The organism is Streptomyces sp. AC555_RSS877 (genome assembly GCF_019049245.1).
In the GTDB taxonomy this organism is placed as follows: Bacteria; Actinomycetota; Actinomycetes; order Streptomycetales; family Streptomycetaceae; genus Streptomyces.
Window position 1 is genome coordinate 77,522 of sequence record NZ_JAGMUK010000016.1, and the last position, 26,686, is coordinate 104,207.

Sequence of the window (26,686 nt, forward strand, 5' to 3'; positions counted from 1 at the left end):
CGGTGACAACCGGGGGCTTCTTCGAAGAGAGCGGACGACCAGGTTCGAACTGGCGACCTCAACCTTGGCAAGGTTGCGCTCTACCAACTGAGCTACGTCCGCACTGCGCCGTGGCGCGAGAGCAACTATACCCAACCTCGCTGCCGGGCGAGCCGCACCGCCGTGTGGCGGTTCTCCGCCCCGAGCTTGGAGACGGCCGACGACAGGTAGTTCCGTACGGTCCCCTGGGACAGCGCGGCCCGCTCGGCGATCTCCGCGACGGGCGCCCCGTCGGCGGCGAGCTCCAGGACCTCCGCCTCCCGCGCGGTCAGTGGCGAGTCCCCGGCGGAGATCGCGTCGGCGGCCAACTCGGGGTCGACGTAACGGTTCCCCGCGTGAACCGTGCGGATGATCTCCGCGAGCCGCTGCGCGCTGACGGTCTTCGGCACGAATCCCCGCACACCCGCCTCGAGGGCCCGCTTCAGATGTCCCGGCCGCCCGTGACTGGTCACGATCAGCACCCGGCAGTGCGGCAGTTCGGTCCGCAGAGATGTGGCGACCTTCACACCGTCCGCGCCGGGCATCTGGAGATCCAGGACGGCGACATCGGGAACGTGCGCACGGGCCATGGCCATCGCTTCGGGTCCGGTGGCGGCCTCGGCCACGACGACGAGATCGTCCTCAAGGGAGAGCAGCGCGGCGAGCGCACCCCGGATGAGGTGCTCGTCGTCGGCGAGCAGGAGTCGTACGGGAGAGGTCATGCCATGACCTCACGCGCACCTGCCGTGGCCAACGGCACCTCCGCCACCACCCGGAACAGCCCGCCGTCGGCCGGCCCCGCCTCCAGCGTCCCCTCCACCGCCGCCAGCCGTTCCCGCAGCCCGGCCAGCCCCGAACCGCCCGCACCGGAAGGGACGGACACCCCGTCCTTCCCACCGGCACCGGAGGGAACCGACGCCCCGTCGTTCTCCACCGTCAGGACCACCCACCCCTCCCTTTCCCGGACCCCGACCGCGCACCACCCGGCGTCCCCGTGCCGGAGCACGTTGGTCGTCGCCTCCCGCACCGCCCACGCGAGCGCCGACTGCACCTCGGCCGACAGCCCGGTCACCTCGCCCCCGGTCACCTCGCAGCGGATCCCCGCGGCCGTCAACACCCCGTGCGCCCCGGCGAGTTCCACGCCCAGGTCGGCCTCCCGGTACCCCCGTACGACATCCCGCACCTCGCGCTGCGACTCCTGCGCGATCCGCTGCACCTCGATCATCTGGTCGACGGCCTCGGCCCGCCCGCGCCGCGCCAACTGCACGGCCAGCTCGCTCTTCAGGGCGATCACGGCGAGGTTGCGCCCCATGACGTCGTGCAGGTCGCGCCCGAACCGCAGCCGTTCCTCGGCGACAGCGAGCCGGGCGCGGGTCTCCCGGGCCTCGTCGAGTTCGTAGAAGGCGTCGAGGAGCCAGACGGAGAACACGGAGGTGAAGGCGAAGAGCGCGGAGCCGAACAGCACGGCCAGCGTGACGACCAGCGCGGCGGCCCCGGGGGCGCCCAGGGCGAGCGACACGGCGCCGGCGCCGGCCCCGAAACCGCCGACGAGTGCGTACACGCGCCGCCGGTTGTGGACGCCGAGTGCGAGCGTGCCGGCGCCGAAGATCAGGACGACCCCGAAGACCCCGCCCGCCGCGCTGTCCACGCTCTCGCCGCCCGGCCCGTACTCCGCGATCGCGAGGGCCGCGCAGGCGACCGCGGCGGTGATCGCGCCGAGCGTCCACAGCAGCCGTACGGGCTGCTCACGCCGACCGCGCGTCCAGTCCAGCGCCCGCGACGCGGCCACCGCGCACACCGCCCCGTGGACGCCCACCATCAGCAGCAGCCAGCCCGCGAGCCACAGCTCGACCTGCCCGAACCCGGTGAGCCCGATGGCCGCGATCTCCAGCACCGCGAAGAAGTGGAACGTCGACCGTGTGTAGGTCTCCACCTTCGCCGGTGTGCTCTTGCCCCGCCACCATCTGGCCGGTCCCCGCACGTCCATGCCCCCGTTCCTCAGCGTCGGGGCTCCCACCGGAACCACCGCCGTACAGCAAACACACCCAACACTGTCCAGGCCAGCCCGGTCAGCACGGCCCCCACCGCCTCGTACGCCGACAGCTCACCGGTCCACCCGCCCCGCACGAGCGTGATCACCGGTGTCAGCGGCAGCAGTTCGAGCACCGACGCCACCCGGTCGGGCATCAACTCCAGCGGTACGGCGACCCCGGATCCCACCATCGACGCCATCACGACCGGCATGGAGGTGACCTGCGCGCTCTCCACGGTACGCGTGAAACCCGCCGTCACAGCGGCCAGCGCCGCACACAGGACCAGTCCCAACCCGACTCCGAGCACCGCCAGTTGAGGAGCCGCAGGAACGGGTACGTCGAGGAGGACCGAGCAGGCCACCGCCAGGACCAGGCACTGCACCAGTCCCGTCGTGACGGCCGGCAGCGCGGCCCCGGCGAGGATCTCCCGGTCCCGCAGCTCGCCGGTGCGCAGCCGCTTGAGGACGAGTTCCTCGCGCCGCCCGACGAAGACGCCCACGAGCGCCGAGTACACGGCGAACAGCAGCGAGAACCCGATGGCCCCGGGCAGCAGCACCAGTCCGACGCTGAGCCCGGACCCTCCGAGGTCCATGTCCTCTACCAACGACCGCACACTGACCGGCAGCACCAGCGGCACGAACACCGCCGTGACGATCATGCCCTTGCTCCGCCCGAACAGCGTCAGCTCGGCCCGCGCGAGCGCCGCGACACGCCCTGCCGGAGTGGTGACGGTTCCACTCATGACACGTACTCCTCAACAGTCCCAAGGCCCGCTTGAGTCTCAGGGCCCTCTTGTGATGCCGTCCGGGCAATCCTCAGGAACGCTTCCTCCAGCGACGCCGACCGCACATCGAGGCGGCCCAGCCCGACCCCGGCCCGCTCGGCCCACCCCAGCACCCCGGTGGCCGCCCGCTGCAGCTCCCGCGTCCGCAGCCGTACGACCTTCCCCTCGACCTCGTGCCCGCACACCCCCAGTTCACCGAGAGGCGGCAGATCCCCCAGGAAGTAGCCGTCGGGCAGCTCGAAGGAGATCCGGGACGGCTGCGCGGCGGTCACCTCGGCCGGTGTCCCCGCGGCCGCGATCCGCCCTTCGTGCAGGATGGCGAGCCGGTCGGCGAGGTCCTCGGCCTCCTCCAGGTAGTGCGTGGTCAGCAGCACGGTCGTCCCCCCGTCGCGCAGCGCGCGCACCAACTCCCAGGTCTCCCGGCGCCCTTCGGCGTCCAGGCCGGTCGTCGGCTCGTCCAGGAACAGCACCTCGGGCCTGCCGAGCAGCGCGAGCGCGAGGTCCAGGCGCCGCCGCTCACCCCCGGACAGCTGCTTCACCCGTACGCCCGTCCTGCGCTCCAGCCCGACCAGCGTGAGCGCTTCTCCCTCGGGCCGGGCCCCGCTCACGCACCCGGCCCACATCCGCGCGGTCTCGGCGACGGTCAGCTCGGACGGAAAGCCGCCCTCCTGCAACATCACGCCCGTCCGGGGCCGTACGACGGCCCGCTCGGCGTAGGGATCATGGCCGAGGACCCGCACCCGCCCCGCGGCCGGCCGCGCGAGCCCTTCCAGCAGTTCCACCGTGGATGTCTTGCCCGCCCCGTTGGTGCCCAGCAGGGCGAAGATCTCGCCGCGGCGCACGGAGAAGGAGATTCCGCGTACTGCTTCGAACCCGCCCCCGTACACACGCCGCAGGTCAGTGACCTCAATCACGTGTTCGTGTCCGTCGGTTTCCATGCCTTCAGCCTTCCGCCGACACGGGCCCGGCAGCAGTGCGGGCTGTCATCAGTCGGCATGACAAATGTCAGAAGACCGCGCGCCGCGCACACGCACCGGGCGCAGGAGGAGCACGAAAAGGACCCCGGTCAATGACCGGGGTCCTTTTCATGGAGCGGACGACCAGGTTCGAACTGGCGACCTCAACCTTGGCAAGGTTGCGCTCTACCAACTGAGCTACGTCCGCATTGCCTCCGACCGGCTCTCACCGATCGGCGCGAGCACCATCCTACCTGATCCACAAGAGTGGTCGAGCTGGTGGTGCAGAGCGGGTGACAGGAATTGCACACTGCGCCTTCCCCCTGGAAGGGGGATGTTCTACTACTGAACTACACCCGCGTGTACTTCGGAGCCGGGCCTTTCGGCCTTGCCCCTCGGCGTGCTTCAGACTCTAGCTGACCAGGAGGGGTGCTGCGCAAGTCGGCTGTCCTCAGGGCCCGGTGACGGACCCTGAGCAGCAACCGAGGCGGCTGTCACTGCGCGGCGGCGAATGCCTCGTAGACCTTCTTGGGGATCCGCCCGCGCGCCGGGACGTCCATCTTGTTGGCCTGGGCCCAGGCCCGGACGGCCGCCGGGTCGGGTGCGATCTCCGTCTGCCGGTAGGCCTTGCCCGACCTCGACCGCTTGCGGCCGGCCTCCACGTACGGCTCGAGCGTCTCACGCAGTTTCTTGGCATTGATCTGGTTCAGGTCGATCTCGTACGACTTGCCGTCGAGTCCGAAGGCGATCGTTTCCGCCGCTTCCGAGCCGTCGATGTCGTCAAAGAGAGTGACCACGACACGCTGCGCCACGAATATCGGTCCCTTCGTGCGGCATCTCCGCGATGACGTGCCAGGACGTCCTGGAGATGCCGACTGTCCGCCTGTTATTGGGCAAAGTATCGGCTATTACCAATTCATTTGTACAGTGCTCGGCATTGCATTGTGAAGCTCGACTAAATCTGCCCGCGTGTCTCGGGCGCAATAGGCGTGGTGCATCGATTCGGGATCTTTCCCTGAACTTTTCGTGAAGGCGCCCTCCCGATACCGGATCGTGACAGCCGTCACGTAGTTTCCTACAACTCTACCCGCGTAGAAATTTTGTGCGGGTAGTCTGAAGACACCTGCAGGAACCTGCTCAGCACCACAACACCGGGAGTGCCAGTGGCACGCGTCGTAGTCGACGTCATGCTCAAGCCGGAGATCCTCGACCCCCAGGGCCAGGCGGTGCAGCGCGCACTGCCGCGGCTGGGTTTCGAAGGCATCTCGGACGTACGTCAGGGAAAGCGATTCGAACTGGAAGTTGACGGGCCGGTCGACGAGGCCACGCTCGCCCGCATCCACGATCTCGCGGAATCCTTCCTCGCCAACACCGTGATCGAGGACTTCACCGTCAAGGTGGAGGAAGTCGCGGAGGCCGCGAAGTGACCGCTCGTATTGGCGTCGTCACTTTCCCGGGCAGCCTCGACGACCGGGACACCCAGCGCGCGATCCGCCTCGCGGGCGCCGAGCCGGTCGCCCTGTGGCACAAGGACAAGGACCTCCACCAGGTCGACGCCGTGGTGCTGTGCGGCGGTTTCTCCTACGGCGACTACCTGCGGGCCGGCGCCATCGCCCGCTTCTCGCCGGTGATGGAGCCCCTCATCGAGCAGGCCAAGGCCGGACTGCCGGTCCTCGGTATCTGCAACGGCTTCCAGATCCTCACCGAGGCCCACCTGCTCCCGGGCGGGATGCTCGGCAACGACCACCTCCACTTCATCTGCCGCGACCAGAAGCTGCGGGTGGAGAACGCGGACACCGCCTGGACGACCGACTACACGGCCGGCCAGGAGATCAACATTCCGCTGAAGAACATGGACGGCCGGTACGTCGCCGACGAGTACACGCTCGACAAGCTGGAGGGCGAGGGCCGCGTCGCGTTCCGCTACGTCGACTTCAACCCGAACGGCTCCCTGCGGGACATCGCCGGCATCAGCAACGAGGCCGGCAACGTCGTGGGCCTGATGCCGCACCCGGAGCACGCCGTGGAGCCGCTGATCGGCACCGGCCGCACCGACGGCCTCCCCTTCTTCACCTCGATCCTCAAGAAGCTGGTCAACGCATGAGCCGGACGCCTCTGGACACGGTCGAGCACGCGACCGCGACCCCCGACGTCGAGCTGCCCTGGGCCGAACTCGGTCTGAAGAAGGACGAGTACGAGCGGGTCGTGGAGATCCTGGGCCGCCGGCCCACCGGTGCCGAGCTCGCCATGTACTCCGTCATGTGGTCCGAGCACTGCTCGTACAAGTCGTCGAAGGTGCACCTGCGCCAGTTCGGCGAGAAGGCCCCGCAGTCCGACGCCCTGCTGGTCGGCATCGGTGAGAACGCCGGTGTCGTCGACGTCGGCCAGGGCTACGCGGTCACCTTCAAGGTCGAGTCGCACAACCACCCGTCGTACGTGGAGCCGTACCAGGGTGCCGCGACCGGTGTCGGCGGCATCGTCCGCGACATCATCGCGATGGGCGCCCGCCCGGTCGCCGTCGTGGACCCCCTCCGTTTCGGTGCTGCCGACCACCCCGACACCAAGCGCGTGCTGCCCGGTGTCGTCGCCGGCATCGGCGGCTACGGCAACTGCCTGGGCCTGCCGAACATCGGCGGCGAGGTCGTCTTCGACGCCTGCTACCAGGGCAACCCGCTGGTCAACGCCGGTGCCATCGGTGTGATGCGGCACGAGGACATCCACCTCGCGAAGGCGTCCGGCGCGGGCAACAAGGTCATCCTGTACGGGGCCCGCACGGGCGGCGACGGCATCGGCGGCGCGTCGATCCTCGCCTCGGAGACCTTCGACGACGCCAAGCCGTCGAAGCGTCCGGCCGTCCAGGTGGGCGACCCCTTCCAGGAGAAGCTGCTCATCGAGTGCACCCTGGAGGCGTTCAAGGAGAAGCTGGTCGTCGGCATCCAGGACCTGGGTGCGGCGGGACTGTCCTGCGCCACCAGCGAGCTGGCGTCCAACGGCTCCGGCGGCATGCGCGTCACCCTGGACGACGTACCGCTGCGCGACTCCACCCTCTCGCCCGAGGAAATCCTCATGAGCGAGTCGCAGGAGCGCATGTGCGCGGTCGTCGAGCCGGGCAAGGTCGACCGCTTCCTGGAGATCTGCGACAAGTGGGACGTCATCGCCACCGTCATCGGTGAGGTGACCGACGGCGACCGCCTGGAGATCTACTGGCACGGCGGCAAGATCGTCGACGTCGACCCGCGGACCGTCGCCCACGACGGCCCGGTCTACGAGCGTCCCTACGCCCGCCCGTCCTGGCAGGACGCGCTCCAGGCGGACGACGCGAACAAGCTGCCCCGCCCGCAGACGAGCGAGGAGCTGAGGGACCAGGTCCTGCAGCTGGTGTCGTCCCCGAACCAGGCCTCCAAGTCCTGGATCACCTCCCAGTACGATCACTTCGTGCAGGGCAACACGGTGCTGGCCCAGCCCGAGGACTCGGGCATGATCCGCATCGACGAGGAGACCGGGCTCGGCGTCGCCATCGCGACCGACGGCAACGGCCGCTACGCCAAGCTCGACCCGTACGCGGGCGCGCAGCTGGCGCTCTCGGAGGCGTACCGGAACGTGGCGACGACCGGTGCCAAGCCGCTCGCCGTCTCCGACTGCCTGAACTTCGGTTCGCCCGAGGACCCGGCGGTCATGTGGCAGTTCGCGGAGGCCATCCGTGGTCTCGCCGACGCCTGCCAGCAGCTCGGCACCCCGGTGACCGGCGGCAACGTCTCCCTTTACAACCAGACGGGCGAGGTGGCCATCCACCCCACCCCGGTGGTCGCGGTCCTGGGCGTCATCGACGACGTCGCCCGCCGCACGCCGGTCGCCTTCCAGGAAGAGGGGCAGCTGCTCTACCTCCTCGGCGACACGCGTGAGGAGTTCGGCGGCTCGGCCTGGTCGCAGGTCGTGCACGACCACCTCGGCGGGCTGCCGCCGAAGGTCGACCTGGAGCGGGAGCGGCTGCTGGCCGAGATCCTGATCTCCGCCTCCCGCGACGGCATGATCGACTCCGCGCACGACCTGTCCGACGGCGGCCTGATCCAGGCCGTGGTCGAGTCGGCGCTGCTCGGACGCAAGGGCGCGCGTCTGGTCGTACCGGACGGGCTCGACGCCTTCACCTTCCTCTTCTCGGAGTCGGCCGGCCGCGCGGTCGTCGCCGTGCCCCGCTCGGAAGAGCTCCGCTTCAACGACATGTGCGGCGCGCGCGGTCTGCCCGTCACCCGCATCGGTGTCGTGGACGGGGAGACGGTCGAGCTTCAGGGCGAGTTCGAGCTGTCGCTGGAGGAGCTGCGCGAGGTGCACGAGCGGACGATTCCGGCGCTGCTCGCGTAAGTACGCCTACGGAAGGCCCCGTCCGGACCCTGGGTTCCAGGAGGAGGACGGGGCCTTTGCGCGCGTTGTCAGTGGCGGCTGTTGATTTCGGCAGTCCGTGGGTGGTGGGGGACGGGGGAGCGGGTGCGGAAGTACGTCAACGTGTTGCTGTGTCTGGTTGCTGTCGCCGGCGCCGGGTGGAGCGGGCCGGTGCTGTGGGACGAGTGGCAGACGTATCGGGCGGTGGGCGCCGGGTGCGCGGACCTCGTGCCGGTCGGCGACGTGAGGGGCATGGACCACGCCAGTACGGTCCTGCGCAACCGTGCCTCCCTCGACCCGGACGCCCTGCCGTCCGACTGCCTGATACAGAACGCGGGCGAGGACGGCGACGCCTACGGCGCGCTCCTCTTCCAGGCACGGGTCGACGCGGGTCCCGGCAGCGGCCGTGACGTGATCGTCTCCGCCCCGGGCTCCGAGCTCGCCGAGCGGTTCGCCCGCGCCGACGTGCCCATCGGGGACGGGGCGTCGGGCCTCGCCGGGCCGAGTGAGGCCACCGTGCGGCTGAACTGCTCCGACGGCAGGTACCGGGGCAGGGCGGCGGAGCGCATCGAGGTCACCGCCTCGGCGGCGTACACCGGTACGCCGCCGTACTACCCGAAGCCCGCCACCTCCGGCGACCGCGACCGCATGGCCTCCGTCGCCGTCACCGCGGCCAACCGCCTCGCCGACCGCCTCGGCTGCTCCGACCGCCTGCCCGAGCCCTCCGCCGACCTTCCGGCGGTCCCCGAATTCACGGCCGCCGGCCGGGCCGACGGCACCTGCGCCTGGTACGCACGTACGGAGTGGCCCTCACGCGAGCAACTCTGGCTGCCGGACGAGGCGATGGGCGCCCCTGCCGACGCGCACGCCTGGCGTGAGCGCTGCGCCCTGCGGCTGTCCACCGACCGGGCCCGCACCCTGTTCGACGCGGCCCACGCCGGCACCGAGGGCGTCGACGAAGGCGACGCGCCCACCGGTGACCGGGACGAGGCGTGGTGGGCCGACGTCCAGACCTTCTACGACCAGGCCACCCCGGACGTCTTCGTCGGCGACACCGGCTCCGCCAAGGCCACCGACTCCCCGATCGAGCCCGGCACCGCGGGCCGGCACGAGGACACGGGCCTGTGGTGGGCCTCCTCGGTGTGTGACGGCTCCCCCGCCGTCCACGTCCTGCGCGTCCACTACGGCTACGACTCGTGGTCCTCGCGCGCGGCTCCCCACCTCATGCCGCTCTTCCGGGGGTACGTCACCGATGTCGCCGCCCGCCGCGGCTGCACGGACCTGAAGTTCCCGGGCACGGACTGATGCAGCCCGCCTAGGCTGACCCCCATGCCACCGGCCAAGAAGCGCCCCCGCGCCTATGACCCCGCCAGGATCCGCACGGCCGTGCTCGCCCAGTTCGGGAATGTCCGAGACGCCGTACTCGCTCTCAGCCCCGACCAGCTCGCCGCCCCCACCCGGCTCGGCGACTGGACCGTGCGGGACCTGGCCGCGCACCTCACGATGGCCGTCGAGACGGTCAGCCGGAACCTGCGGCGCCCGGAGCCCCCCAAGGCGGAACTCGCGCTGCTGGACTGGCCCTTCGCGACCGCCGTACGCGCCGCCGACATCGCCGAGGACACGAAGGAGCTGGCCAGGGCCAACCCCGACCTCGACGTCCTCTACGCCGGTACGGAACAGCGGCTCAGGGAAGCCCTCGCGAGCGCACCCGGTGCCCGCCTCCTCGCCACCCGGACCGGTGCCATCAGCCTCGCGGACTACCTGGTCACCCGTACCGTCGAACTAGTCGTCCACACCGACGACCTGAACGTCGCCGTCCCCGGCCTCGACATCCCCCACGACCGCCAGGCCCTCGCCGCAGCCACCCGCCTCCTCGCCGACGCGCTCGCCGCCAAGGCCCCCGGCGGCTCCACCGAGGTACGGATCCCGCCGTACGCCGTCGTCCAGTGCGTCGAGGGGCCCCGGCACACCCGCGGCACCCCGCCGAACGTCGTCGAGACCGACCCGCTGACCTGGATCCGCCTCGCCACCGGGCGCCTGACCTGGAAGGACGCGCTCGACGAGGCGAAGGTCAGGGCGAGCGGGGAGCGGGCGGACCTCGGCGGACTGCTGCCGCTGCTGAGCTGACGGCGGCGGAACGGCGGCAGAGGGGAACCAACCACCCCACCCGCCCCGTCGAATCGGCATGTACAAGCAGACGGACACGCAGAAGGACAGGCAGAAGGACAGGCCGCACGTCACGCCGGGGGACACACGGCAGCACCGGCCGAAACAGCGACTGGCCCTCACCGCGGCCGTGGCCCTCGTCCCGCTCGCCGCGGCCTGCGGCAGCGAGAAGGCCGCCGGCGGCTCCGTGAGCGCCGCACCGGCCGTCACCGGCGTTCACTGGAGCATCGACAGCGTCACGGTCGACGGCACCACCCATACCGCCCCCTCGGACGCGCACGTCGAGATCGCCGACGGCAAGGCGGCAGGCAACTACGGCTGCAACCACTTCAACGCCAAGGCCGCGATGGACGGCGACAGCCTGAGGCTCAGCGACGCCATGACCACCGAGATGGCCTGCGAGGACAAGCCCATGGACTTCGAGCGGACCCTGTCCCGCACGCTCGTGGACGGCGCCCTGAAGACCGAGGTCGAGGACGGACACCTGACCCTCACCACCGAGGCCGGCGACCGCGTCAACCTCACCAGGACGACGGATGCCTCCTTCTACGGCACGAAGTGGCAGGTCACCTCCCCCGCTGCCAAGAGCAAGGCCCACCTCACCTTCGACAAGAAGGCCGGCAAGGTCTCCGGCAGCCTCGGCTGCAACAAGGTGAACGCCCCGGCGACCGTCCGCGACGGACATATCACCCTCGGCGCTCCGTCCACCACCCGAATGATGTGCGACGCCTCACTCATGAACGTCGAGAAGGAGCTGCTGCGCCTCTTCGACAGCACCGTGAGCTACGAAGTGGATCACCGGACCCTCACGCTGACCAGCGCAAACGACGAGATCGTCACCGCAGTCGTCGGCAAGTGATCCTTTACCGCAGCTCAGCGCCGGACGTTCCCCAATTCGGACCAGTGGACGACCTCGCCTACACTCGGGAACGTGCCACGTGGTGACGGACGACTCAACCACGACCTGCTCCCCGGTGAGAAGGGCCCCCAGGACGCTTGCGGCGTCTTCGGTGTCTGGGCTCCGGGCGAAGAGGTCGCCAAGCTCTCCTACTTCGGGCTCTACGCCCTCCAGCATCGAGGCCAGGAATCCGCGGGAATCGCGGTCAGCAACGGCTCCCAGATCCTCGTCTTCAAGGACATGGGCCTTGTTTCCCAGGTCTTCGACGAGACCTCGCTCGGATCGCTCCAGGGTCATATCGCGGTCGGTCACGCCCGCTACTCGACCACCGGTGCCTCGGTGTGGGAGAACGCCCAGCCGACGTTCCGTGCCACCGCGCACGGCTCCATCGCGCTCGGCCACAACGGCAACCTGGTCAACACGGCGCAGCTCGCCGAGATGGTCGCCGACCTCCCCAAGGACACCAACGGCCGGTCCACCCGGGTGGCCGCCACCAACGACACCGACCTGCTCACCGCGCTCCTCGCGGCCCAGGTCGACGACGACGGCAAGCCGCTGACCATCGAAGAGGCCTCCATCCGGATCCTCCCGCAGGTCCAGGGCGCCTTCTCGCTCGTCTACATGGACGAGCACACCCTGTACGCAGCCCGTGACCCGCAGGGCATCCGCCCGCTGGTCCTCGGCCGCCTGGAGCGTGGCTGGGTCGTCGCCTCCGAGTCCGCCGCCCTCGACATCTGCGGCGCGGCCTACGTCCGCGAGATCGAGCCGGGCGAGTTCATCGCGATCGACGAGAACGGTCTGCGCACGTCCCGATTCGCGGAAGCGAAGCCCAAGGGCTGCGTCTTCGAGTACGTGTACCTGGCCCGCCCCGACACCGACATCGCGGGCCGGAACGTGTACCTCTCCCGCGTGGAGATGGGCCGCAAGCTCGCCAAGGAAGCCCCGGTCGACGCCGACCTGGTCATAGCGACTCCGGAGTCCGGCACCCCCGCCGCCATCGGCTACGCGGAGGCCTCCGGCATCCCCTTCGGCGCGGGTCTGGTGAAGAACGCGTACGTCGGCCGTACGTTCATCCAGCCCTCCCAGACGATCCGTCAGCTCGGCATCCGCCTGAAGCTGAACCCGCTGAAGGAAGTCATCAGGGGCAAGCGACTGATCGTCGTCGACGACTCGATCGTGCGCGGCAACACCCAGCGCGCCCTGGTCCGCATGCTCCGCGAGGCGGGCGCCGCGGAGGTCCACATCCGGATCTCGTCGCCGCCCGTGAAGTGGCCCTGCTTCTTCGGCATAGATTTCGCCACCCGCGCCGAGCTCATCGCCAACGGCATGACGATCGACGAGATCGGCACCTCGCTGGGCGCCGACTCCCTCTCGTACATCTCCATCGACGGCATGATCGAGGCGACCACCATCGCCAAGCCGAACCTCTGCCGCGCCTGCTTCGACGGCGAGTACCCGATGGATCTCCCGGACCCCGAGCTCCTCGGCAAGCAACTCCTGGAGACCGAGCTGGCCGCCGGGCCCGCCGCGACGGCCGCGTCCGACGCGATCCGCCGCCCGTAGACAGCCCGTCAAGCCCAGTCCGTAAAAGCCCAGCCCGTCAAGCCGTTTCACCTGCTCACCTGCAGTACGACACGAAAGTTCTCACCGTCATGTCTGAGACAACTGGTGCCAGCTACGCAGCGGCGGGCGTCGACATCGAAGCGGGCGACCGCGCCGTCGAGCTGATGAAGGAGTGGGTGAAGAAGACGCAGCGCCCCGAGGTCCTCGGCGGCCTCGGCGGTTTCGCCGGCCTCTTCGACGCCTCCGCCCTCAAGCGCTACGAGCGCCCCCTCCTCGCCTCCGCCACGGACGGCGTCGGCACGAAGGTCGACATCGCGCGCCAGCTGGGCGTCTACGACACCATCGGCCACGACCTGGTCGCGATGGTCATGGACGACATCGTGGTGTGCGGCGCCGAGCCGCTGTTCATGACCGACTACATCTGCGTCGGCAAGGTCCACCCCGAGCGGGTCGCCGCCATCGTCAAGGGCATCGCCGAGGGCTGTGTCCTCGCCGGCTGCGCCCTGGTGGGCGGCGAGACGGCCGAGCACCCCGGTCTCCTGGGCCCCGACGACTTCGACGTCGCCGGCGCCGGTACCGGCGTGGTGGAGGCCGACCGCCTGCTCGGCCCGGATCGCATCCGTACGGGTGACGCGGTCATCGCCATGGCGGCCTCCGGTCTTCACTCGAACGGGTACTCGCTCGTCCGGCACGTCCTGCTGAACCAGGCCGGTCTGTCGCTGGACGCGCGGATCGAGGAGCTCGGCCGCACGCTGGGCGAGGAGCTCCTGGAGCCCACCAAGATCTACTCGCTGGACTGCCTGGCCCTGACCCGCACGACCGACGTGCACGCCTTCTCGCACGTCACCGGCGGCGGACTCGCCGCCAACCTGGCCCGCGTCATCCCCGACGGGCTGCACGCGATCGTCGACCGCTCCACCTGGACCCCGGCACCGGTGTTCGACCTCGTCGGCCGGACCGGCTCCGTCGAGCGGCTGGAGCTGGAGAAGACCCTGAACATGGGCGTCGGCATGATCGCGATCGTGCCGGAGGAGTCGGCGGACGTGGCCCTGGCCACCCTCGCCGACCGCGGGGTCGAGGCATGGGTCGCGGGTGAGATCACGGACCGCGGCGAGCACGCCACGGGCGCGGAGATGGTCGGCGACTACGCCGTCTGATACCTACGGACCCCCACGACGTCCGATCCTGACGAGGGCAGAGCAAAACCCGGTCCGGCGGTGTAAGCCGCTGGACCGGGTCACGCAGAGCTGAATCGTCAAGCGCCGCGGCGTTGCGACGCGGGACCGGACTCGTCGTCCTCGTCCTCATCGTCGTCGTTGTACAGATCCGCGTACTGGGCGTACGGGTCGTCTTCGTCTTCGTCATCCTCGAACGGCTCGCCGTTCGGAGGTTGATTCGAAGTCGAAGCGCCCAGCTCGCTGGCCAGACGCGACAGGTCAGTCCCGCCGCTGTTGTACTTCAGCTGGCGGGCGACCTTCGTCTGCTTGGCCTTGGCCCGGCCGCGCCCCATGGCTCGACCCCCTCGGTGACGGGGCTCGACGGCCCCAGAGTCTTGACACGCGTTCATGATCTGGAACGGACTCTCCGTGGAGAGACCGGTCCGTAGGGCATCCACGGTACCTGAGCCCACGCCCATACGGTACGTCGCCCACAGGACGTGCCCGGACCCAGAACCCGCGAGGTGCCCCTTCCTCGCTGGTCAACCGCGATTTTAACCACCTTTTCGCGGCCGACCCGCCGACGAACGTGAGAGTTCTCTCTAAGAGTGCGCCGACGGGTACCGGTCAAACCCGCGAGATGGCCGCGCGCGTCATCTCATCGCGCCCGGCGGGCCGCGGCGGCCTCGTGCATCCGCTGCTCGGCGATCCGGTCGGCCGCGGCGGCCGGCGGGATACCGTCATCCTTCGCACGTGCGAATATGGCCAGCGTGGTGTCGAAGATCCGCGCGGCCTTCGCCCTGCACCGCTCGAAGTCGAACCCGTGCAGCTCGTCGGCGACCTGGATGACACCGCCGGCGTTCACCACGTAGTCCGGCGCGTAGAGGATCCCGCGGTCGGCGAGGTCCTTCTCGATGCCCGGGTGGGCGAGCTGGTTGTTGGCCGCGCCGCACACGATCCTCGCGGTGAGCACCGGCACGGAGTCGTCGTTCAGCGCCCCGCCCAGTGCGCACGGGGCGTAGACGTCGAGCCCTTCGAGCCGGATCAGCGTCTCGGTGTCGGTGACGGCCGTCACTCCCGACGCGTGCCGGTCGAGGATCCGCCGTACGGCCTCCTCGCGCACATCGGTGATCACGACCTCGGCACCCTCGGCGCGCAGGTGCTCCACCAGGTGGTGCCCGACCTTGCCGACGCCTGCGACGCCGATCCGGCGGTCGCGCAGCGAGGGGTCGCCCCACAGGTGCTGCGCGGAGGCGCGCATGCCCTGGTAGACGCCGAAGGCGGTGAGGACGGAGGAGTCGCCGGCGCCACCCTGCTCGGGCGAGCGGCCGGTCGTCCAGCGGCACTCCCGGGCGACGACGTCCATGTCGGCGACATACGTACCGACGTCGCACGCGGTGACGTACCGGCCGCCGAGCGAGGCGACGAACCGGCCGTACGCGAGCAGCAGCTCCTCGCTCTTGTGCCGGTCCGGGTCGCCGATGATCACGGCCTTTCCGCCGCCGTGGTCGAGACCGGCCATGGCGTTCTTGTACGACATCCCGCGGGCGAGGTTCAGCGCGTCGGCGACGGCCTCCGCCTCGCTCGCGTACGGGTAGAAGCGCGTACCGCCGAGCGCGGGGCCCAGGGCGGTGGAGTGGATCGCGATGACGGCCTTGAGACCGCTGGCACGGTCCTGGCAGAGCACGACTTGCTCATGACCACCCTGGTCCGAGTGGAACAGGGTGTGCAGTACATCAGCAGGTGCGCCGGTTACGTCGGTCACTGTGGTGACTCCTGAAGTAAAGAGCGGCGGTCGGAGGCAGCTCCCGTACGGGTGGCGGGGGCTGTGAGCATGAGATTAGGGCCTGGATGTCCCCGGGCGCCGCGCACTGCTCGACAAGACCTCCTCCTGGAGTACGTCCGTGCGACGATTTGCATGATTTTCCCGCTCGTACATGTGCGGGTTTCGCAGGTTTTCCCGGCAGACGGAGGGGGAGGGAGCAGGCGTGCCCAAGGTGTCCTCGGTGATCGTCCCGTACGCGACCTATCTGCGCGTGTACGAGCCGCTGGCCGCCTTCCCGGAACCGGAACGCGACCACTGGGCGCGCTACGCCCGCCGCCCCGACCGTCCCTCGTACCAGGACGAACTCCGCCGCTCCCTGGCCGACCTGGTGCCCACCCCGCCCATCGCGGTGCCGGTGCACGAGAGCGGCGACGCGTTCGTGCTGGAGGTCGACGGGGTGGTGTGCGTGTGCCCGTGGCGCACCCGGCTGCGCGGCTGGCAGGCCTTGGGCGAGCTCGGCGAGGAGCTGCCCAGGCCGGTCCTGGAAGCGGTGCTGCCAGAGGTCGTACGGCGGCAGGCGGCCCTGGACTACGAGCGCTGGCTGACCCGCAACCCGGACGCGCGGCCCTGGATCCGTACGGCGACCTGGCAGGTGCCGCTGAGCTGGTTCGTGCTGGTCTCCGACGAGGAGCGGCGCTTCGACAAGGGCTCCGGCGAGGTCCCCCCGGCGCTGCGGTACCGGACGCCGATGGTGGAGGCCCGGCGGCGCGTGGCCCGGGCCCTGCGGGCGCTCAAGGAGGCCATGGACGAGGGGCCGCTGATCGACGGCCTGGTGGACGTCGGGCGCTGGCTGGAGGAGTTCCACCCGCGCTCGCTGGTGGAGCTGGACTACGGCGGCCTGGTGCACACGCTGCCGGCCGGCGAGCTGGAGGAGGACCACTCGGCGGCCGACGTGGCCGAGGGCATCGCGGCGCTGCGCAGCGGTGACGGGGTCGCGGCGGGCGAGGCGTACGCGCGGCTCGTGGAGCGGTGGCGGTCGGTGCGGAACCGCCGTTCGGCGAACTGAACGTGCCGTAGGTCACGAACTGACGTTTGACCTGACGCCCGTTTTGGGGTTTCGTCCTCGGACCGAGGTTTGTCCTCGGTGTCCTGAGGTTTCGTCAACAAGGGACGTTGGTCCCGATCCGGGGCCTTTACCGCCAAGCGTGACGGACCGCACGTACGCGGCCCTTGCGTCCCTTGCCCCTCCTCATGCCAAAATAGGACAAGGAGTCCGGGGGAACTCCGTCCGTCCCGTTCTATCTCAGTACGGGGCGGAATCTCAGCATTGCACGCTTTGGGGGGTCTGATGACTCCTGATCGTCCTGTGACTGATCGTCACAGTGTCGTGACTGTCCGCTATGGCATGGTCCATCGGCTTCCGTCGCTGATGAACACCTGGAGGGGCAATTCCATCGGTTTGGCCGACGCGGCTGGACAGATGGTGTAGTTGTAGTGCCGAGGACAAGCCGTTCGTCCTATAACCGACTCGACTCGCGTCCGCCATTTCGGGCAACGCGGGTCAAGGTGCAGAATTTAGAGGAAAGAACCGAGAAGGTTCGGTTCTCCCGAGGAGGCCGCTCATGACCGCTCGCACCCCTGATGCCGAGCCGCTGCTGACCCCGGCTGAGGTCGCCACGATGTTCCGCGTCGACCCCAAGACGGTCACGCGGTGGGCGAAGGCCGGCAAGCTCACTTCGATCCGCACGCTCGGCGGGCATCGCCGTTACCGCGAGGCCGAGGTCCGTGCGCTGCTCGCGGGTATCCCGCAGCAGCGCAGCGAGGCCTGAACAACTGAATATCCGGGCAAAACCGGCAGGAACCCCAACTTGCCGCGGCGTCCGGGCCCCTAGCTCCAAGCGACGCGGGCTCTGCCCCAACAGAGCCCACGCCCAAGCCCCTCCAGGCTTCGCAAGCAGTGACAGGGTGCGTCGTCGATCGCGCTGGACTCCGCCGGGTCCAGCGCGATCTTTTTTGTGTTCATGGCGTGGTCGGCGGGGCGGGTCTGTGAGCGGGCTTGTCGGAGTCTGGGGAGGGGTGTCGGATCTCCTGTGGGCGTCCGCTGCCACTGGTGCAATTGCACATATTAAATTGACCAGTTGTAGGTGAGGGGTAAGTACCGCAGTTTCAAAAACTCATGCGGTGACACCCGTCACATGCCAGAGTCCTTGTCGCCCGTGCCTCACGTGCGCTAGAGGAGGCATGCCTTCCGTCCCTGCCACCGTCCCACGGCGGAGCGGGCGTTGGGCCGGGCGACACTCACGCGTTCGCGGGCCGCTCGCCCTCGACGCTCTCCTCCGGCGTCTGCGCGGTCCGTGGAGCGCCGTCCATCGCCAGCCGCAGCAGGCGATGGCAGATCGGGCAGTGGCGCGTCAGATGGCGGTAGGAGGAAGCGGCCGACAGATGCGCACGGAGCAACGCCCGGGTCTCGTGCCTGACCGATGCCGTCATACCCCACCTCCAGGGGGCCGCACGGAAGCGAGCCCTGGTTTCTGGGTACCGAGCGAAAGTGACGGCGTCAAGACCGCAGGGGGCGCGAGGAGCCGCAGAGAGCCGCGGGGACGCAAGAGAGCCCGGGTCCGAAGACCCGGGCTCTCTCTTCTTCTACTGCGGTCCTGACGGGATTTGAACCCGCGGCCTCCACCTTGACAGGGTGGCGAGCACTCCAAGCTGCTCCACAGGACCAGGTTTCGCAGTGCGATTCTTGCGTTGCGCTGCGAGAAGAGACTCTACAGGAGGGTGAGCCCGCTGGTCGAACTCACCCGGTGTGCAGGTGCCGTTACGGCACGGCGGCGTCGATCGCCTTCACGATCCGCTTGTCGGAGACCGGGTACGCCGTGCCGAGCGCATGGGCGAAATAGCTGACGCGGAGTTCCTCGATCATCCAGCGGATGTCCAGGACCGAGGACGGGACCGGGCGGCCCTGGGGCATCTGCTCGAGCAGCCAGGCGTACTCGTCCTGCATCTCGTGGACCTTCTCCATGCGGGTGGTGTCCCGCTGGACGCCGGTCGGCATCTGCTGGAGGCGGCGGTCCGCGGCGACGAGGTAGCGCATGAGGTCGGGGAGACGCCGTATGCCCGCCTCCGTCACGAAGCCGGGCTTCACGAGGGCGTCCAGCTGTCTGCGTACGTCCTGGAGGTTCGCCAGCAGCACAGGGCTCCGTACGGACTTCAGGCGGCGCTCACAGGCCTGCCAGGCGGCGAGGACCTGTTCCACCTGGCCGACCGCGCGGACCGTCGTGTCGACGATCTCCGCCCGCACCTTGTCGTACAGCTTGCGGTACGACTCCTCGTCCCACACCGGCCCCCCGAAGTCGCCGATCAGCTTGTCCGCGGCCGCCATCGCGCAGTCGTCGAACAGCGCCTGGACCGAGCCGTGCGGATTCGCGGACAGGGCGAGCTTCTGGGCGTTCGTCAGACGATCACTCGCGAACTTCGCCGGGTTGACCGGGATGTTGCGCAGGATGAGCCGCCGCATGCCCTTCCACATCGCCTCCGCCTGCTCGGCCTCCGTGTCGAAGAGCCGTACGGAGACGGTGTTCGCCGTCGGCCCGTCGTCGACCAGCGCCGGGTACGCCTTGACCGGCTGGCCGGCGCGGCGGGTCTCGAAGACGCGGGTGAGGGAGCCGATCGTCCAGTCGGTGAGGCCCTTGCGCTCCAGGGACTCGCCGCCCTGCCGCTCGGCGGTGGCGGCCGCGGCCTGCGAGAGGGCCTGCCGCGCCTTCGGTTTCAGCTGGAGCTTCAGCGCCTCCAGGTCCTTGTCCTCGGCCAGGTTGCGGCGGCGCTCGTCGACGATCCGGAAGGTGATGCGCAGGTGCTCGGGGACCCTGGACCAGTCGAAGTCGTCCGCGGTGAAGGGGATCCCGACCATGCGCTTGAGTTCACGCGCCATGGTGGTGGTGAGCGGTTCCTGGAGAGGGGCCGCCGTGTCCAGGAACCGTTTCGCGAAGTTCGGCGCCGGCACGTAGTTGCGGCGGATCGGCTTCGGGAGGGACCGGATCAGCTCCGTGACCAGCTCTTCCCGCAGGCCCGGGATCTGCCAGTCGAAGCCCTCGTCGGTGACCTGGTTGAGGACCTGGAGCGGGATGTGGACGGTCACCCCGTCGGCGTCCGCGCCGGGCTCGAACTGGTACGTCACCCGGAACTTGAGCGGCCCCTGCCGCCACGAGTCCGGATAGTCGTCCTTCGTGACCGCCTCCGCCGACTCCCGGATGAGCATCTCGCGCTCGAAGTCGAGGAAGTCGCCCTGCTCGTGCCGCTTGTGCTTCCACCAGGAGTCGAAGTGGGCGCCGGACACGACGTGTTCGGGCACCCGCTCGTCGTAGAAGTCGAAGAGCGTGTCGTCGTCGACCACGATGTCCCGGCGCCGCGCGCGGTGCTCCAACTCCTCGACCTCGCTGAGGAGTTTGCGGTTGTCGGCGAAGAACTTGTGATGCGTGCGCCAGTCGCCCTCGACCAGGGCGTTGCGGATGAAAAGCTCGCGGGAGGTCTCCGGATCGATCCGGCCGTAGTTGACCTTGCGCTGGGCGACGATCGGGACGCCGTAGAGCGTGACCTTCTCGTACGCCATCACCGCGGCCTGGTCCTTCTCCCAGTGCGGTTCGCTGTACGTCCGCTTGAGCAGGTGCTCGGCCAGGGGTTCGACCCACTCGGGCTCGATCTTGGCGTTGACGCGGGCCCAGAGGCGGGAGGTCTCCACGAGTTCGGCGGACATCACGAAGCGCGGCTGCTTCTTGAAGAGGGCGGAGCCCGGGAAGATCGCGAACTTGGCGCTCCGCGCGCCCAGGTACTCGTTCTTGTTGCCGTCCTTCACGTCCTTCATGCCGACGTGCGAGAGCAGACCGGCGAGGAGGGAGACGTGGACGCTCTGCTCGGCCGCGTCCTCCTCGTTCGGATGGATGCCCATCTGCTTGGCGACGGTCCGCAGCTGCGAGTAGATGTCCTGCCACTCGCGGATGCGCAGGAAGTTCAGGTACTCCTGCTTGCACATGCGCCGGAAGGAGGAGGAGCCTCGCTCCTTCTGCTGCTCACGGACGTACCGCCACAGGTTGAGATAGGCGAGGAAGTCGCTCGTCTCGTCCCGGAACCGGGCGTGCTGCTGGTCGGCCTGGGTCTGCTTGTCGGCGGGGCGCTCGCGCGGGTCCTGGATGGACAGCGCGGCCGCTATGACCATGACCTCGCGGACACAGCCGTTCTTTTCCGCCTCCAGGACCATGCGCGCCAGGCGCGGGTCGACGGGCAGCTGTGCGAGCTTGCGGCCGGTGTCCGTGAGCCGCTTGCGTACGTCTTTCTGCGCCGGGTCCAATGCCCCCAGTTCCTGCAGGAGCTGGACGCCGTCGCGGATGTTGCGGTGGTCCGGCGGGTCGATGAAGGGGAACTTCTCGATGTCGCCGAGGCCGGCGGCGGTCATCTGCAGGATGACGGAGGCCAGGTTCGTACGGAGGATCTCGGCGTCCGTGAACTCCGGGCGCGCCTCGAAGTCCCCCTCGCTGTAGAGGCGGATGCAGATGCCGTCGCTGGTGCGCCCGCAGCGGCCCTTGCGCTGGTTGGCGCTGGCCTGCGAGATCGCCTCGATGGGGAGCCGCTGGACCTTGGTGCGGTGGCTGTAGCGGGAGATGCGGGCGAAGCCGGGGTCGATGACGTACTTGATGCCCGGGACGGTGAGGGAGGTCTCGGCGACGTTGGTGGCCAGAACGATCCTGCGCCCGGTGTGTTGCTGGAAGACGCGATGCTGCTCGGCGTGCGAGAGCCGGGCGTAGAGGGGAAGCACCTCGGTGAACCGGTACTTCTTCTTCTCCAGCGCGTCCGCGGTGTCTCGGATCTCCCGCTCCCCCGAGAGGAAGACGAGGATGTCGCCCTTGCCCTCGGCCTGGAGCTCCTCGACGGCGTCACAGATCGCGGTGATCTGGTCGCGGTCGGAGTCCTCGGCGTCGTCCTCGAGCAGGGGCCGGTATCGCACCTCCACGGGATACGTCCGCCCGCTGACCTCGACGATCGGGGCGTCGCCGAAGTGCCGGGAGAAGCGCTCGGGATCGATGGTCGCCGAGGTGATGACGACTTTCAGGTCCGGCCGCTTGGGCAGCAGCTGGGCCAGGTACCCCAGCAGGAAGTCGATGTTGAGGGACCGCTCGTGGGCCTCGTCGATGATGATCGTGTCGTAGGCGCGCAGCTCGCGGTCGGTCTGGATCTCGGCGAGCAGGATGCCGTCCGTCATCAGCTTGACGAAGGTGGCCTGCGGGTTCACCTGGTCGGTGAACCGCACCTTCCAGCCGACGGCTTCGCCGAGAGGCGTGTCGAGCTCTTCCGCGACCCGCTCGGCGACGGTTCGGGCGGCGATCCGGCGGGGCTGGGTGTGCCCGATCATGCCCTTGACGCCCCGCCCGAGCTCCAGGCAGATCTTGGGGATCTGGGTCGTCTTCCCGGAGCCGGTCTCTCCGGCGACGATCACGACCTGGTGATCACGGATGGCCGCCGCGATGTCGTCCTTCTTCTGGCTGACCGGCAGCTGCTCGGGGTAGCTGACGGCGGGCACGCGTCCGCGCCGGGCGCTCATCCGCTCCTCGGCGTTCGCCACTTCCGCCTCGATCTCGGCGAGAACGGCGGCACGAGCCTCCGGCTTACGGATCCGGCGCGCGCCTTCGAGCCTGCGCCCGAGCCGGTGCGCGTCGCGCAGGGCCAGCTCGGTCAGGCGGGGGGCGAGGGCGCCGAGGTCGGGGGTGCCCGGAGCGGAGGCGCCGGGGGCGGGGTGCGTAGACATACGCGGTCCAGGATCTCATCCCGGGGAAAATCGTGGCGAACGCTTTTGCGGAGGGGCGTACGACATACAAGAAAGCCCCGATCCGAAGATCGGGGCCTTGCCTGTGGCTGGGGCCGGGATCGAACCGGCGACCTATCGCTTTTCAGGCGATCGCTCGTACCAACTGAGCTACCCAGCCACGAGGTTTCCGAGGAAACCTCAGCGGTCCTGACGGGATTTGAACCCGCGGCCTCCACCTTGACAGGGTGGCGAGCACTCCAAACTGCTCCACAGGACCTTGCTGTTGTGTGAACCGGTGAACCCAGTGTCCCACAAGGTTTCGCGTGTCCCCACCGAGTTTCCGCCGCTCTCACTGGTGAGTGCGGAGGGGCTCGTCAGCTGGGGTGACGTCGCTGCAGCAGCGTATCAGAGGATGCGCTGGGCTCTGAAAACGAGCTGGGTGCGGGGGGCTGGAGGGCGGCTGGAGGCTCGCTCGGGGCGTGGTCCAGGGGCGTCGCCCGTGGGGGCGGGGTCTGGAACGCTCGGCCAGGAGATCTCGAATGTCTCGACACTCGTGACGGGGAGTTCCGCATGCCCGATGCCGCATGTTCCACCGTGCCTTCCGCCGAATCCCACGCCGGGCCCTTCCGCGAAGCCGGCACCGCGACCCTTCTCCGGCAACTGGTGCTGGCGGCCGGGCCGCTCAACGTGCTCCAGGCCGGCTGTCCGGACGAGTCGTCCACCGCGTGGATCGCGGCGGCGCTGCGGGAGAACGGGAGGGGCCGGGTCGTGTGCTGCGAGCCGGACACCGTACGGGCCGAGGTGGCCGCGGCGGCGGTCGAGAAGGCCGGGCTCGGACGGTACGCGCAGGTGCGGGCGGGCAGTCCCGAGCGGTTGCTGCCGGCTGTTCCCGGGCCGGTCGACCTGCTGGTGCTCGGCGGTCCGCCGGAGTCCTTCCTGACGCTGCTGAAGCTGGTGGAGCCCAGGATGCTGCCGGGAGCGGTGGTGGTGGCGTACGGCATCCGTGACATTCCGGCGCGGGGCGCGGAGTTCCTGACCCACATCCGGGTTCCCGGCAGCGGTTATGTCTCGCTGCCGCTGCCCTTCGGCGGCGGCGTGGAGATGGCCGTCTGCGCGGCCTGACCCGTCCCCAGGACTCAGGACTCAGGACCCAGGACCCAGAACTCACACCGAGGAGCGTCGTGTCCCTTCGTCCGTTCGATCCCGCATTCCTGCCCGACGGGCATCCTGACAAGGAGGACCGCGGCACCGTGCTGGGCGCCGTGTGGCGGGGGCTGGTGCGTTACTGCCTGCGGCCGGCGTACCGGGCTCTGGTCGCGCTCGGCTCCACGCACGTGGCCGGCCTGTGGCATCCGGAGTTCGGGCCCCTGTGCCGTCCTCCCGAGGACGGGCCGCCCAGCTACAGGGCGTCTCGAGCGCGTCTCCAGAGCGGGCCGGAAGCCTGGCCGGACCATCCCACTTCCCGAGGAGAACTGTGATGAGCGACGCACGTCTGATCGGTACCTGGACCACGCAGCTGGACGACGACGGAAAGGCCGTTCCCGGACTTGTCTCCTTCTCGTCGGACGGCTCGGTCGTCTCCACCCAGCTCAACACCAAGAACATCGGCCTCGGCACCTGGCGCTCCACGGGCCCCGACACCTTCGAGTACGGCTTCCACATCCTGGCCGCCGACCCCGAGGGCAAGCACGTCGGGGAGGCCCATGTCCGGGTGTCGGGGGAGTTCGTCTCGGACACCGAGTGGCAGGGCACCGGCGGCGCGGAGTTCTTCGACCCGCAGGGCACCAAGCTGCGCGGCCACGCGGGCTCCAAGGTGACCGCCGGCAAGTTCGGCATCGACGACTGATGCGGGCGGCGGCGCTGCGGGACCGTATCGGCGGCGAACTGGTCCTGCCGGACGATGCGGGCTTCGCCCTGGCCAGACAGATCCAGAACACCGAGTACGACACGATCGAGCCGCACGCCGTCGCGTACTGCGCCTCCGAGCGGGACATCGCGCTGTGTGTGCGCCATGCCCGGGACCAGGGGCTGCGGTTGCACGTCCGGGGCGGCGGCCACAGCTTCAACGGCTGGTCGACGGGCGAGGGACTGGTCGTCGACCTGTCCCGGATGAACCACGCCGTGGCCGAGGGGCCCGTGGTGCGGCTCGGGGCGGGCGTCCAGTCGATGGACGCGCTGGACGCCCTGCGGACCCAGGGCCGGCAGATCGTCACCGGGACGTTTCCGACGGTCGGTGCGGGCGGGTTTCTGACCGGCGGCGGGATCGGCTGGCAGACGAGGAGCTTCGGGCTGGGCAGCGACCGGGTCACCGCGGCGCGTGTGGTGCTCGCGGACGGCAGGACCGTGCGCTGCTCGGCCGTCGAGGAGCCCGATCTCTACTGGGCGCTGCGCGGCGGTGGAGGGGGCACCTTCGGGGTCGTCACCGAGTTCGACCTGTCCCCGGTCGACGCGGCCGTGCTGACCGGGTTCGAGACGCTCTGGGCGTACGAGGACGCCGTGGACGTGCTGACGGCCTGGCAGGAGTGGGCCGCCGACGGGCCGGACGAGCTCGGCACCTCACTGGTGGTGCTGCCCGGCATGTTCGGGCCCGGCGGGCGTCCCGTGGTCCGGGTCTGGGGCGTGCACCTGGGGACGGCCGAGGAGGTGCGGGCCGGCCTGGACGAACTGGCGGAACGGGCCGGGAGCAAGCCGCTGAGCAGGACGGTCGGCCCGCCGGGCGACTACGCCGAGGTGATGCACGAGGCGCTGTGCGGCTCGAAGACCGTGGCCCAGTGCCATCGCACCGGTACCGGACCCGAGGCCGAGGGGCACCGGCATCCGTACACCCGGCAGAGCTACCGGCTGACCGGTCGGGCCGCGACCCGTGCGGAGTCGGCGGCGCTGCTCGACGCGTGGGATCCCACGCTGGACGCCTCCGGCCAGGAGCGCTACCTGCTGTGCATCGCGCTCGGCGGCGCGGCGAACCGGGTGCCGAGGACGGCGACCGCCTACGCCCACCGGGACGCGCGGTTCCTGATCGGCTATCAGTTCGCCTGCCGTGACGCGGCGACGGATGCGGCGGCCCCGGCGCGGCTGAGCGCCCTGGCCGACCGTGCGGCGGCGGCCCTGGCGCCGCTCGCCTGCGGCTCGTACATCAATTTCCCCAGTTCCCGGGTGGGCGAGGACTGGGAAACGGAGTACTTCGGTGAGAACCGGGCCCGGCTGCGCGAGGTGAAGCGGGCCTACGACCCGGAGGACTTCTTCCGGCACGCCCAGAGCATCGGCCACAGTGCCCCGACGACCGAGGTGGAGTCATGAGGACGGATCTGCGGAACAAGGTGGTGCTGGTCACCGGGGCGTCCTCGGGCATCGGCCGGGCGACGGCTGTGGCGTACGGGGAGGAGGGTGCCCGGGTCGCGATCACGTACCACTCGAACCAGGACGGTGCCCGGGAGACGGCGCGGCTGGTGACCGAGGCGGGTGGCACGCCGCTGGTGGTGCGCTACGACCTCGCGGACGAGCGGTGCATGCGGGAGGCGGTGGAGCGGGTCGCTGAGGAGTGGGGCGGCATCGACGTGCTGGTGGCCAACGCGGTGGTGTGGAGCGAGGCGATTCCGCGTCCCGGCAGGCCGGTGCCGCGCTTCGAGGACGTGCCGGCGAAGCAGTGGCAGGAGGTGCTGCGCAACTCCGTCGAGGCGGTGTTCCACACCCTGCAGGCGGTGCTGCCGTGGATGCGCGGGCGCGCGTGGGGCCGGGTCGTGCTGGTCGGCGCGGGCCTCGCGGACACCGGCAAGGCGGGCGCGGGAGCGTATGGCGCGGGCAAGTCCGCGCTGTTCGGGCTGATGCGGAGTCTGGCCTGGGAACTGGGGCCCGAGGGCATCCTGGTCAACATGGTGGTGCCGGGCCAGACCAGCACCGAGACCGTCCGCGCGCACGTGCCGCCCGGCTTTCTGGAGGAGAAGGGCAAGAGCCTGCCGTCGGGGCGGATGTCGGCACCCGAGGACGTGGCGAACGCCGTTGTCTTCCTCGGCTCCGCCGCCAACGGCAACACCAACGGCGAGACGCTGCGGGTGACGGGCGGAGCCTGACAGGTCCGTCCCCGCGCCGCTGCACCGGGCCCCGTGGCTCTCCTGGGACGTCGATCTCCCGGAGGGCGGCGGGGCTCACCGCTGCCCGCCCGTCGCCCGTGCCAGG

24 protein-coding genes and 6 tRNA genes are annotated in these 26,686 nt (G+C 69.8%); 15 read left to right on the forward strand and 15 right to left on the reverse strand.

Translation table 11 applies throughout. The annotated features are described in order from the left end of the window. Positions 1-29: 29 nt before the first annotated feature. The 8 genes from KUM49_RS07640 to KUM49_RS07675 all read right to left on the reverse strand — a co-directional run bounded on the left by KUM49_RS07640 (position 30) and on the right by KUM49_RS07675 (position 4,603). Positions 30-102, reverse strand: a tRNA-Gly gene (locus KUM49_RS07640). A 23-nt stretch (positions 103-125) separates the two neighbouring features. Beyond that, positions 126-740 (reverse strand): response regulator transcription factor, encoded by a 615-nt coding sequence (locus KUM49_RS07645; protein ID WP_217235949.1) that lies wholly within the window; start codon positions 738-740, stop codon positions 126-128. After that, a complete protein-coding gene (locus KUM49_RS07650) occupies positions 737-1,999 on the reverse strand; it encodes a sensor histidine kinase (protein WP_374200138.1) in 1,263 nt (420 codons plus the stop codon). Before KUM49_RS07650 ends, KUM49_RS07645 begins: the two co-directional genes overlap by 4 nt. A 17-nt stretch (positions 2,000-2,016) precedes the next feature. Next, entirely contained in the window at positions 2,017-2,793 is a 777-nt protein-coding gene (locus KUM49_RS07655; RefSeq protein WP_217235951.1) for an ABC transporter permease, read from the reverse strand. Further along, a complete protein-coding gene (locus tag KUM49_RS07660; protein ID WP_217235952.1) occupies positions 2,790-3,773 on the reverse strand; it encodes an ABC transporter ATP-binding protein in 984 nt (327 codons plus the stop codon). Before KUM49_RS07660 ends, KUM49_RS07655 begins: the two co-directional genes overlap by 4 nt. 150 nt (positions 3,774-3,923) lie before the next feature. Then, positions 3,924-3,999 (reverse strand) — tRNA-Gly (locus tag KUM49_RS07665). A gap of 80 nt (positions 4,000-4,079) precedes the next feature. Continuing rightward, a tRNA-Gly gene (locus KUM49_RS07670) sits at positions 4,080-4,151 on the reverse strand. Positions 4,152-4,285: 134 nt separating this feature from the next. Beyond that, on the reverse strand, positions 4,286-4,603 hold the full coding sequence (locus KUM49_RS07675; protein WP_217235953.1) for an Lsr2 family protein: 318 nt from the start codon (positions 4,601-4,603) through the stop codon (positions 4,286-4,288). Between the two features lie 351 nt (positions 4,604-4,954). Here KUM49_RS07675 and purS point away from each other — a divergent pair, with 351 nt between their 5' ends. The 8 genes from purS to purM all read left to right on the forward strand — a co-directional run bounded on the left by purS (position 4,955) and on the right by purM (position 13,952). Then, a complete protein-coding gene (gene purS / locus KUM49_RS07680) occupies positions 4,955-5,218 on the forward strand; it encodes a phosphoribosylformylglycinamidine synthase subunit PurS (RefSeq protein WP_217235954.1) in 264 nt (87 codons plus the stop codon). Then, positions 5,215-5,895, forward strand: a complete 681-nt coding sequence (gene purQ / locus KUM49_RS07685; protein ID WP_217235955.1) for a phosphoribosylformylglycinamidine synthase subunit PurQ — start codon at positions 5,215-5,217, stop codon at positions 5,893-5,895. Before purS ends, purQ begins: the two co-directional genes overlap by 4 nt. Beyond that, positions 5,892-8,150: a phosphoribosylformylglycinamidine synthase subunit PurL gene (purL, locus tag KUM49_RS07690; protein ID WP_217235956.1), complete on the forward strand. Its 2,259-nt coding sequence runs from the start codon at positions 5,892-5,894 to the stop codon at positions 8,148-8,150. Before purQ ends, purL begins: the two co-directional genes overlap by 4 nt. 123 nt (positions 8,151-8,273) lie before the next feature. Then, on the forward strand, positions 8,274-9,473 hold the full coding sequence (locus tag KUM49_RS07695; RefSeq protein ID WP_217235957.1) for a hypothetical protein: 1,200 nt from the start codon (positions 8,274-8,276) through the stop codon (positions 9,471-9,473). A gap of 24 nt (positions 9,474-9,497) precedes the next feature. Next, on the forward strand, positions 9,498-10,295 hold the full coding sequence (locus KUM49_RS07700; protein WP_217235958.1) for a maleylpyruvate isomerase family mycothiol-dependent enzyme: 798 nt from the start codon (positions 9,498-9,500) through the stop codon (positions 10,293-10,295). A 58-nt stretch (positions 10,296-10,353) separates the two neighbouring features. Further along, a complete protein-coding gene (locus KUM49_RS07705) occupies positions 10,354-11,193 on the forward strand; it encodes an META domain-containing protein (RefSeq protein ID WP_217235959.1) in 840 nt (279 codons plus the stop codon). A gap of 72 nt (positions 11,194-11,265) precedes the next feature. Continuing rightward, positions 11,266-12,795 (forward strand): amidophosphoribosyltransferase, encoded by a 1,530-nt coding sequence (gene purF, locus KUM49_RS07710; RefSeq protein ID WP_217235960.1) that lies wholly within the window; start codon positions 11,266-11,268, stop codon positions 12,793-12,795. Positions 12,796-12,884: 89 nt separating this feature from the next. Continuing rightward, positions 12,885-13,952 (forward strand): phosphoribosylformylglycinamidine cyclo-ligase, encoded by a 1,068-nt coding sequence (gene purM, locus KUM49_RS07715; protein ID WP_217235961.1) that lies wholly within the window; start codon positions 12,885-12,887, stop codon positions 13,950-13,952. 98 nt (positions 13,953-14,050) lie between these two features. Here purM and KUM49_RS07720 read toward each other — a convergent pair whose 3' ends face one another. Together KUM49_RS07720 and KUM49_RS07725 are read right to left on the reverse strand one after the other, a co-directional pair. Then, positions 14,051-14,305, reverse strand: a complete 255-nt coding sequence (locus KUM49_RS07720; RefSeq protein ID WP_217235962.1) for a DUF3073 domain-containing protein — start codon at positions 14,303-14,305, stop codon at positions 14,051-14,053. 305 nt (positions 14,306-14,610) lie between these two features. Beyond that, positions 14,611-15,717, reverse strand: a complete 1,107-nt coding sequence (locus KUM49_RS07725) for a Glu/Leu/Phe/Val dehydrogenase dimerization domain-containing protein (protein WP_217235963.1) — start codon at positions 15,715-15,717, stop codon at positions 14,611-14,613. Between the two features lie 223 nt (positions 15,718-15,940). Here KUM49_RS07725 and KUM49_RS07730 point away from each other — a divergent pair, with 223 nt between their 5' ends. Both KUM49_RS07730 and bldC read left to right on the forward strand, forming a co-directional pair. Next, complete coding sequence (locus KUM49_RS07730; protein ID WP_217235964.1) at positions 15,941-16,783, forward strand: hypothetical protein; 843 nt, start codon at positions 15,941-15,943, stop codon at positions 16,781-16,783. A 556-nt stretch (positions 16,784-17,339) separates the two neighbouring features. Next, positions 17,340-17,546, forward strand: a complete 207-nt coding sequence (bldC, locus tag KUM49_RS07735; protein WP_003949541.1) for a developmental transcriptional regulator BldC — start codon at positions 17,340-17,342, stop codon at positions 17,544-17,546. Positions 17,547-18,015: 469 nt separating this feature from the next. On the opposite strand, the gene KUM49_RS07740 is transcribed toward bldC, so the two are convergent. From KUM49_RS07740 to KUM49_RS07760, 5 genes are all read right to left on the reverse strand, one after another. Then, positions 18,016-18,207, reverse strand: coding sequence for a DUF6274 family protein (locus KUM49_RS07740; protein ID WP_217235965.1), 192 nt, complete (start codon positions 18,205-18,207; stop codon positions 18,016-18,018). A gap of 159 nt (positions 18,208-18,366) precedes the next feature. Further along, positions 18,367-18,441, reverse strand: a tRNA-Asp gene (locus KUM49_RS07745). Positions 18,442-18,535: 94 nt separating this feature from the next. Further along, entirely contained in the window at positions 18,536-22,513 is a 3,978-nt protein-coding gene (gene hrpA, locus KUM49_RS07750; RefSeq protein ID WP_217235966.1) for an ATP-dependent RNA helicase HrpA, read from the reverse strand. A gap of 104 nt (positions 22,514-22,617) precedes the next feature. Beyond that, a tRNA-Phe gene (locus KUM49_RS07755) sits at positions 22,618-22,691 on the reverse strand. 24 nt (positions 22,692-22,715) lie between these two features. Then, positions 22,716-22,790 (reverse strand) — tRNA-Asp (locus KUM49_RS07760). 293 nt (positions 22,791-23,083) lie between these two features. On the opposite strand from KUM49_RS07760, the gene KUM49_RS07765 reads away from it, so the two are divergent. Genes KUM49_RS07765 through KUM49_RS07785 form a run of 5 tightly spaced genes read left to right on the forward strand, consistent with a single transcriptional unit; the run spans position 23,084 to position 26,580 of the window. Further along, positions 23,084-23,635, forward strand: a complete 552-nt coding sequence (locus KUM49_RS07765) for an O-methyltransferase (RefSeq protein WP_217235967.1) — start codon at positions 23,084-23,086, stop codon at positions 23,633-23,635. Positions 23,636-23,694: 59 nt separating this feature from the next. Continuing rightward, entirely contained in the window at positions 23,695-23,991 is a 297-nt protein-coding gene (locus tag KUM49_RS07770) for a hypothetical protein (RefSeq protein ID WP_217235968.1), read from the forward strand. After that, positions 23,991-24,359, forward strand: coding sequence for a hypothetical protein (locus tag KUM49_RS07775; RefSeq protein ID WP_217235969.1), 369 nt, complete (start codon positions 23,991-23,993; stop codon positions 24,357-24,359). Before KUM49_RS07770 ends, KUM49_RS07775 begins: the two co-directional genes overlap by 1 nt. Next, on the forward strand, positions 24,359-25,810 hold the full coding sequence (locus KUM49_RS49750; protein ID WP_217235970.1) for an FAD-binding oxidoreductase: 1,452 nt from the start codon (positions 24,359-24,361) through the stop codon (positions 25,808-25,810). Before KUM49_RS07775 ends, KUM49_RS49750 begins: the two co-directional genes overlap by 1 nt. Next, positions 25,807-26,580: an SDR family NAD(P)-dependent oxidoreductase gene (locus KUM49_RS07785; protein WP_217235971.1), complete on the forward strand. Its 774-nt coding sequence runs from the start codon at positions 25,807-25,809 to the stop codon at positions 26,578-26,580. Before KUM49_RS49750 ends, KUM49_RS07785 begins: the two co-directional genes overlap by 4 nt. The last annotated feature ends 106 nt before the right edge of the window (positions 26,581-26,686 follow it).

Bases quoted from the DNA above. Each gene is read 5' to 3' on its own strand.
- KUM49_RS07700 (WP_217235958.1), top strand. From the start codon at position 9,498: ATGCCACCGGCCAAGAAGCGCCCCCGCGCCTATGACCCCGCCAGGATC.
- KUM49_RS07705 (WP_217235959.1), top strand. From the start codon at position 10,354: ATGTACAAGCAGACGGACACGCAGAAGGACAGGCAGAAGGACAGGCCG.
- KUM49_RS07660 (WP_217235952.1), bottom strand. From the start codon at position 3,773: ATGGAAACCGACGGACACGAACACGTGATTGAGGTCACTGACCTGCGG.
- KUM49_RS07775 (WP_217235969.1), top strand. From the start codon at position 23,991: ATGAGCGACGCACGTCTGATCGGTACCTGGACCACGCAGCTGGACGAC.
- purM (WP_217235961.1), top strand. From the start codon at position 12,885: ATGTCTGAGACAACTGGTGCCAGCTACGCAGCGGCGGGCGTCGACATC.
- KUM49_RS07645 (WP_217235949.1), bottom strand. From the start codon at position 740: ATGACCTCTCCCGTACGACTCCTGCTCGCCGACGACGAGCACCTCATC.
- hrpA (WP_217235966.1), bottom strand. From the start codon at position 22,513: ATGTCTACGCACCCCGCCCCCGGCGCCTCCGCTCCGGGCACCCCCGAC.
- purL (WP_217235956.1), top strand. From the start codon at position 5,892: ATGAGCCGGACGCCTCTGGACACGGTCGAGCACGCGACCGCGACCCCC.
- KUM49_RS07785 (WP_217235971.1), top strand. From the start codon at position 25,807: ATGAGGACGGATCTGCGGAACAAGGTGGTGCTGGTCACCGGGGCGTCC.
- KUM49_RS07740 (WP_217235965.1), bottom strand. From the start codon at position 18,207: ATGACGGCATCGGTCAGGCACGAGACCCGGGCGTTGCTCCGTGCGCAT.
- KUM49_RS07655 (WP_217235951.1), bottom strand. From the start codon at position 2,793: ATGAGTGGAACCGTCACCACTCCGGCAGGGCGTGTCGCGGCGCTCGCG.
- KUM49_RS07765 (WP_217235967.1), top strand. From the start codon at position 23,084: ATGCCCGATGCCGCATGTTCCACCGTGCCTTCCGCCGAATCCCACGCC.
- bldC (WP_003949541.1), top strand. From the start codon at position 17,340: ATGACCGCTCGCACCCCTGATGCCGAGCCGCTGCTGACCCCGGCTGAG.
- KUM49_RS49750 (WP_217235970.1), top strand. From the start codon at position 24,359: ATGCGGGCGGCGGCGCTGCGGGACCGTATCGGCGGCGAACTGGTCCTG.
- KUM49_RS07720 (WP_217235962.1), bottom strand. From the start codon at position 14,305: ATGGGGCGCGGCCGGGCCAAGGCCAAGCAGACGAAGGTCGCCCGCCAG.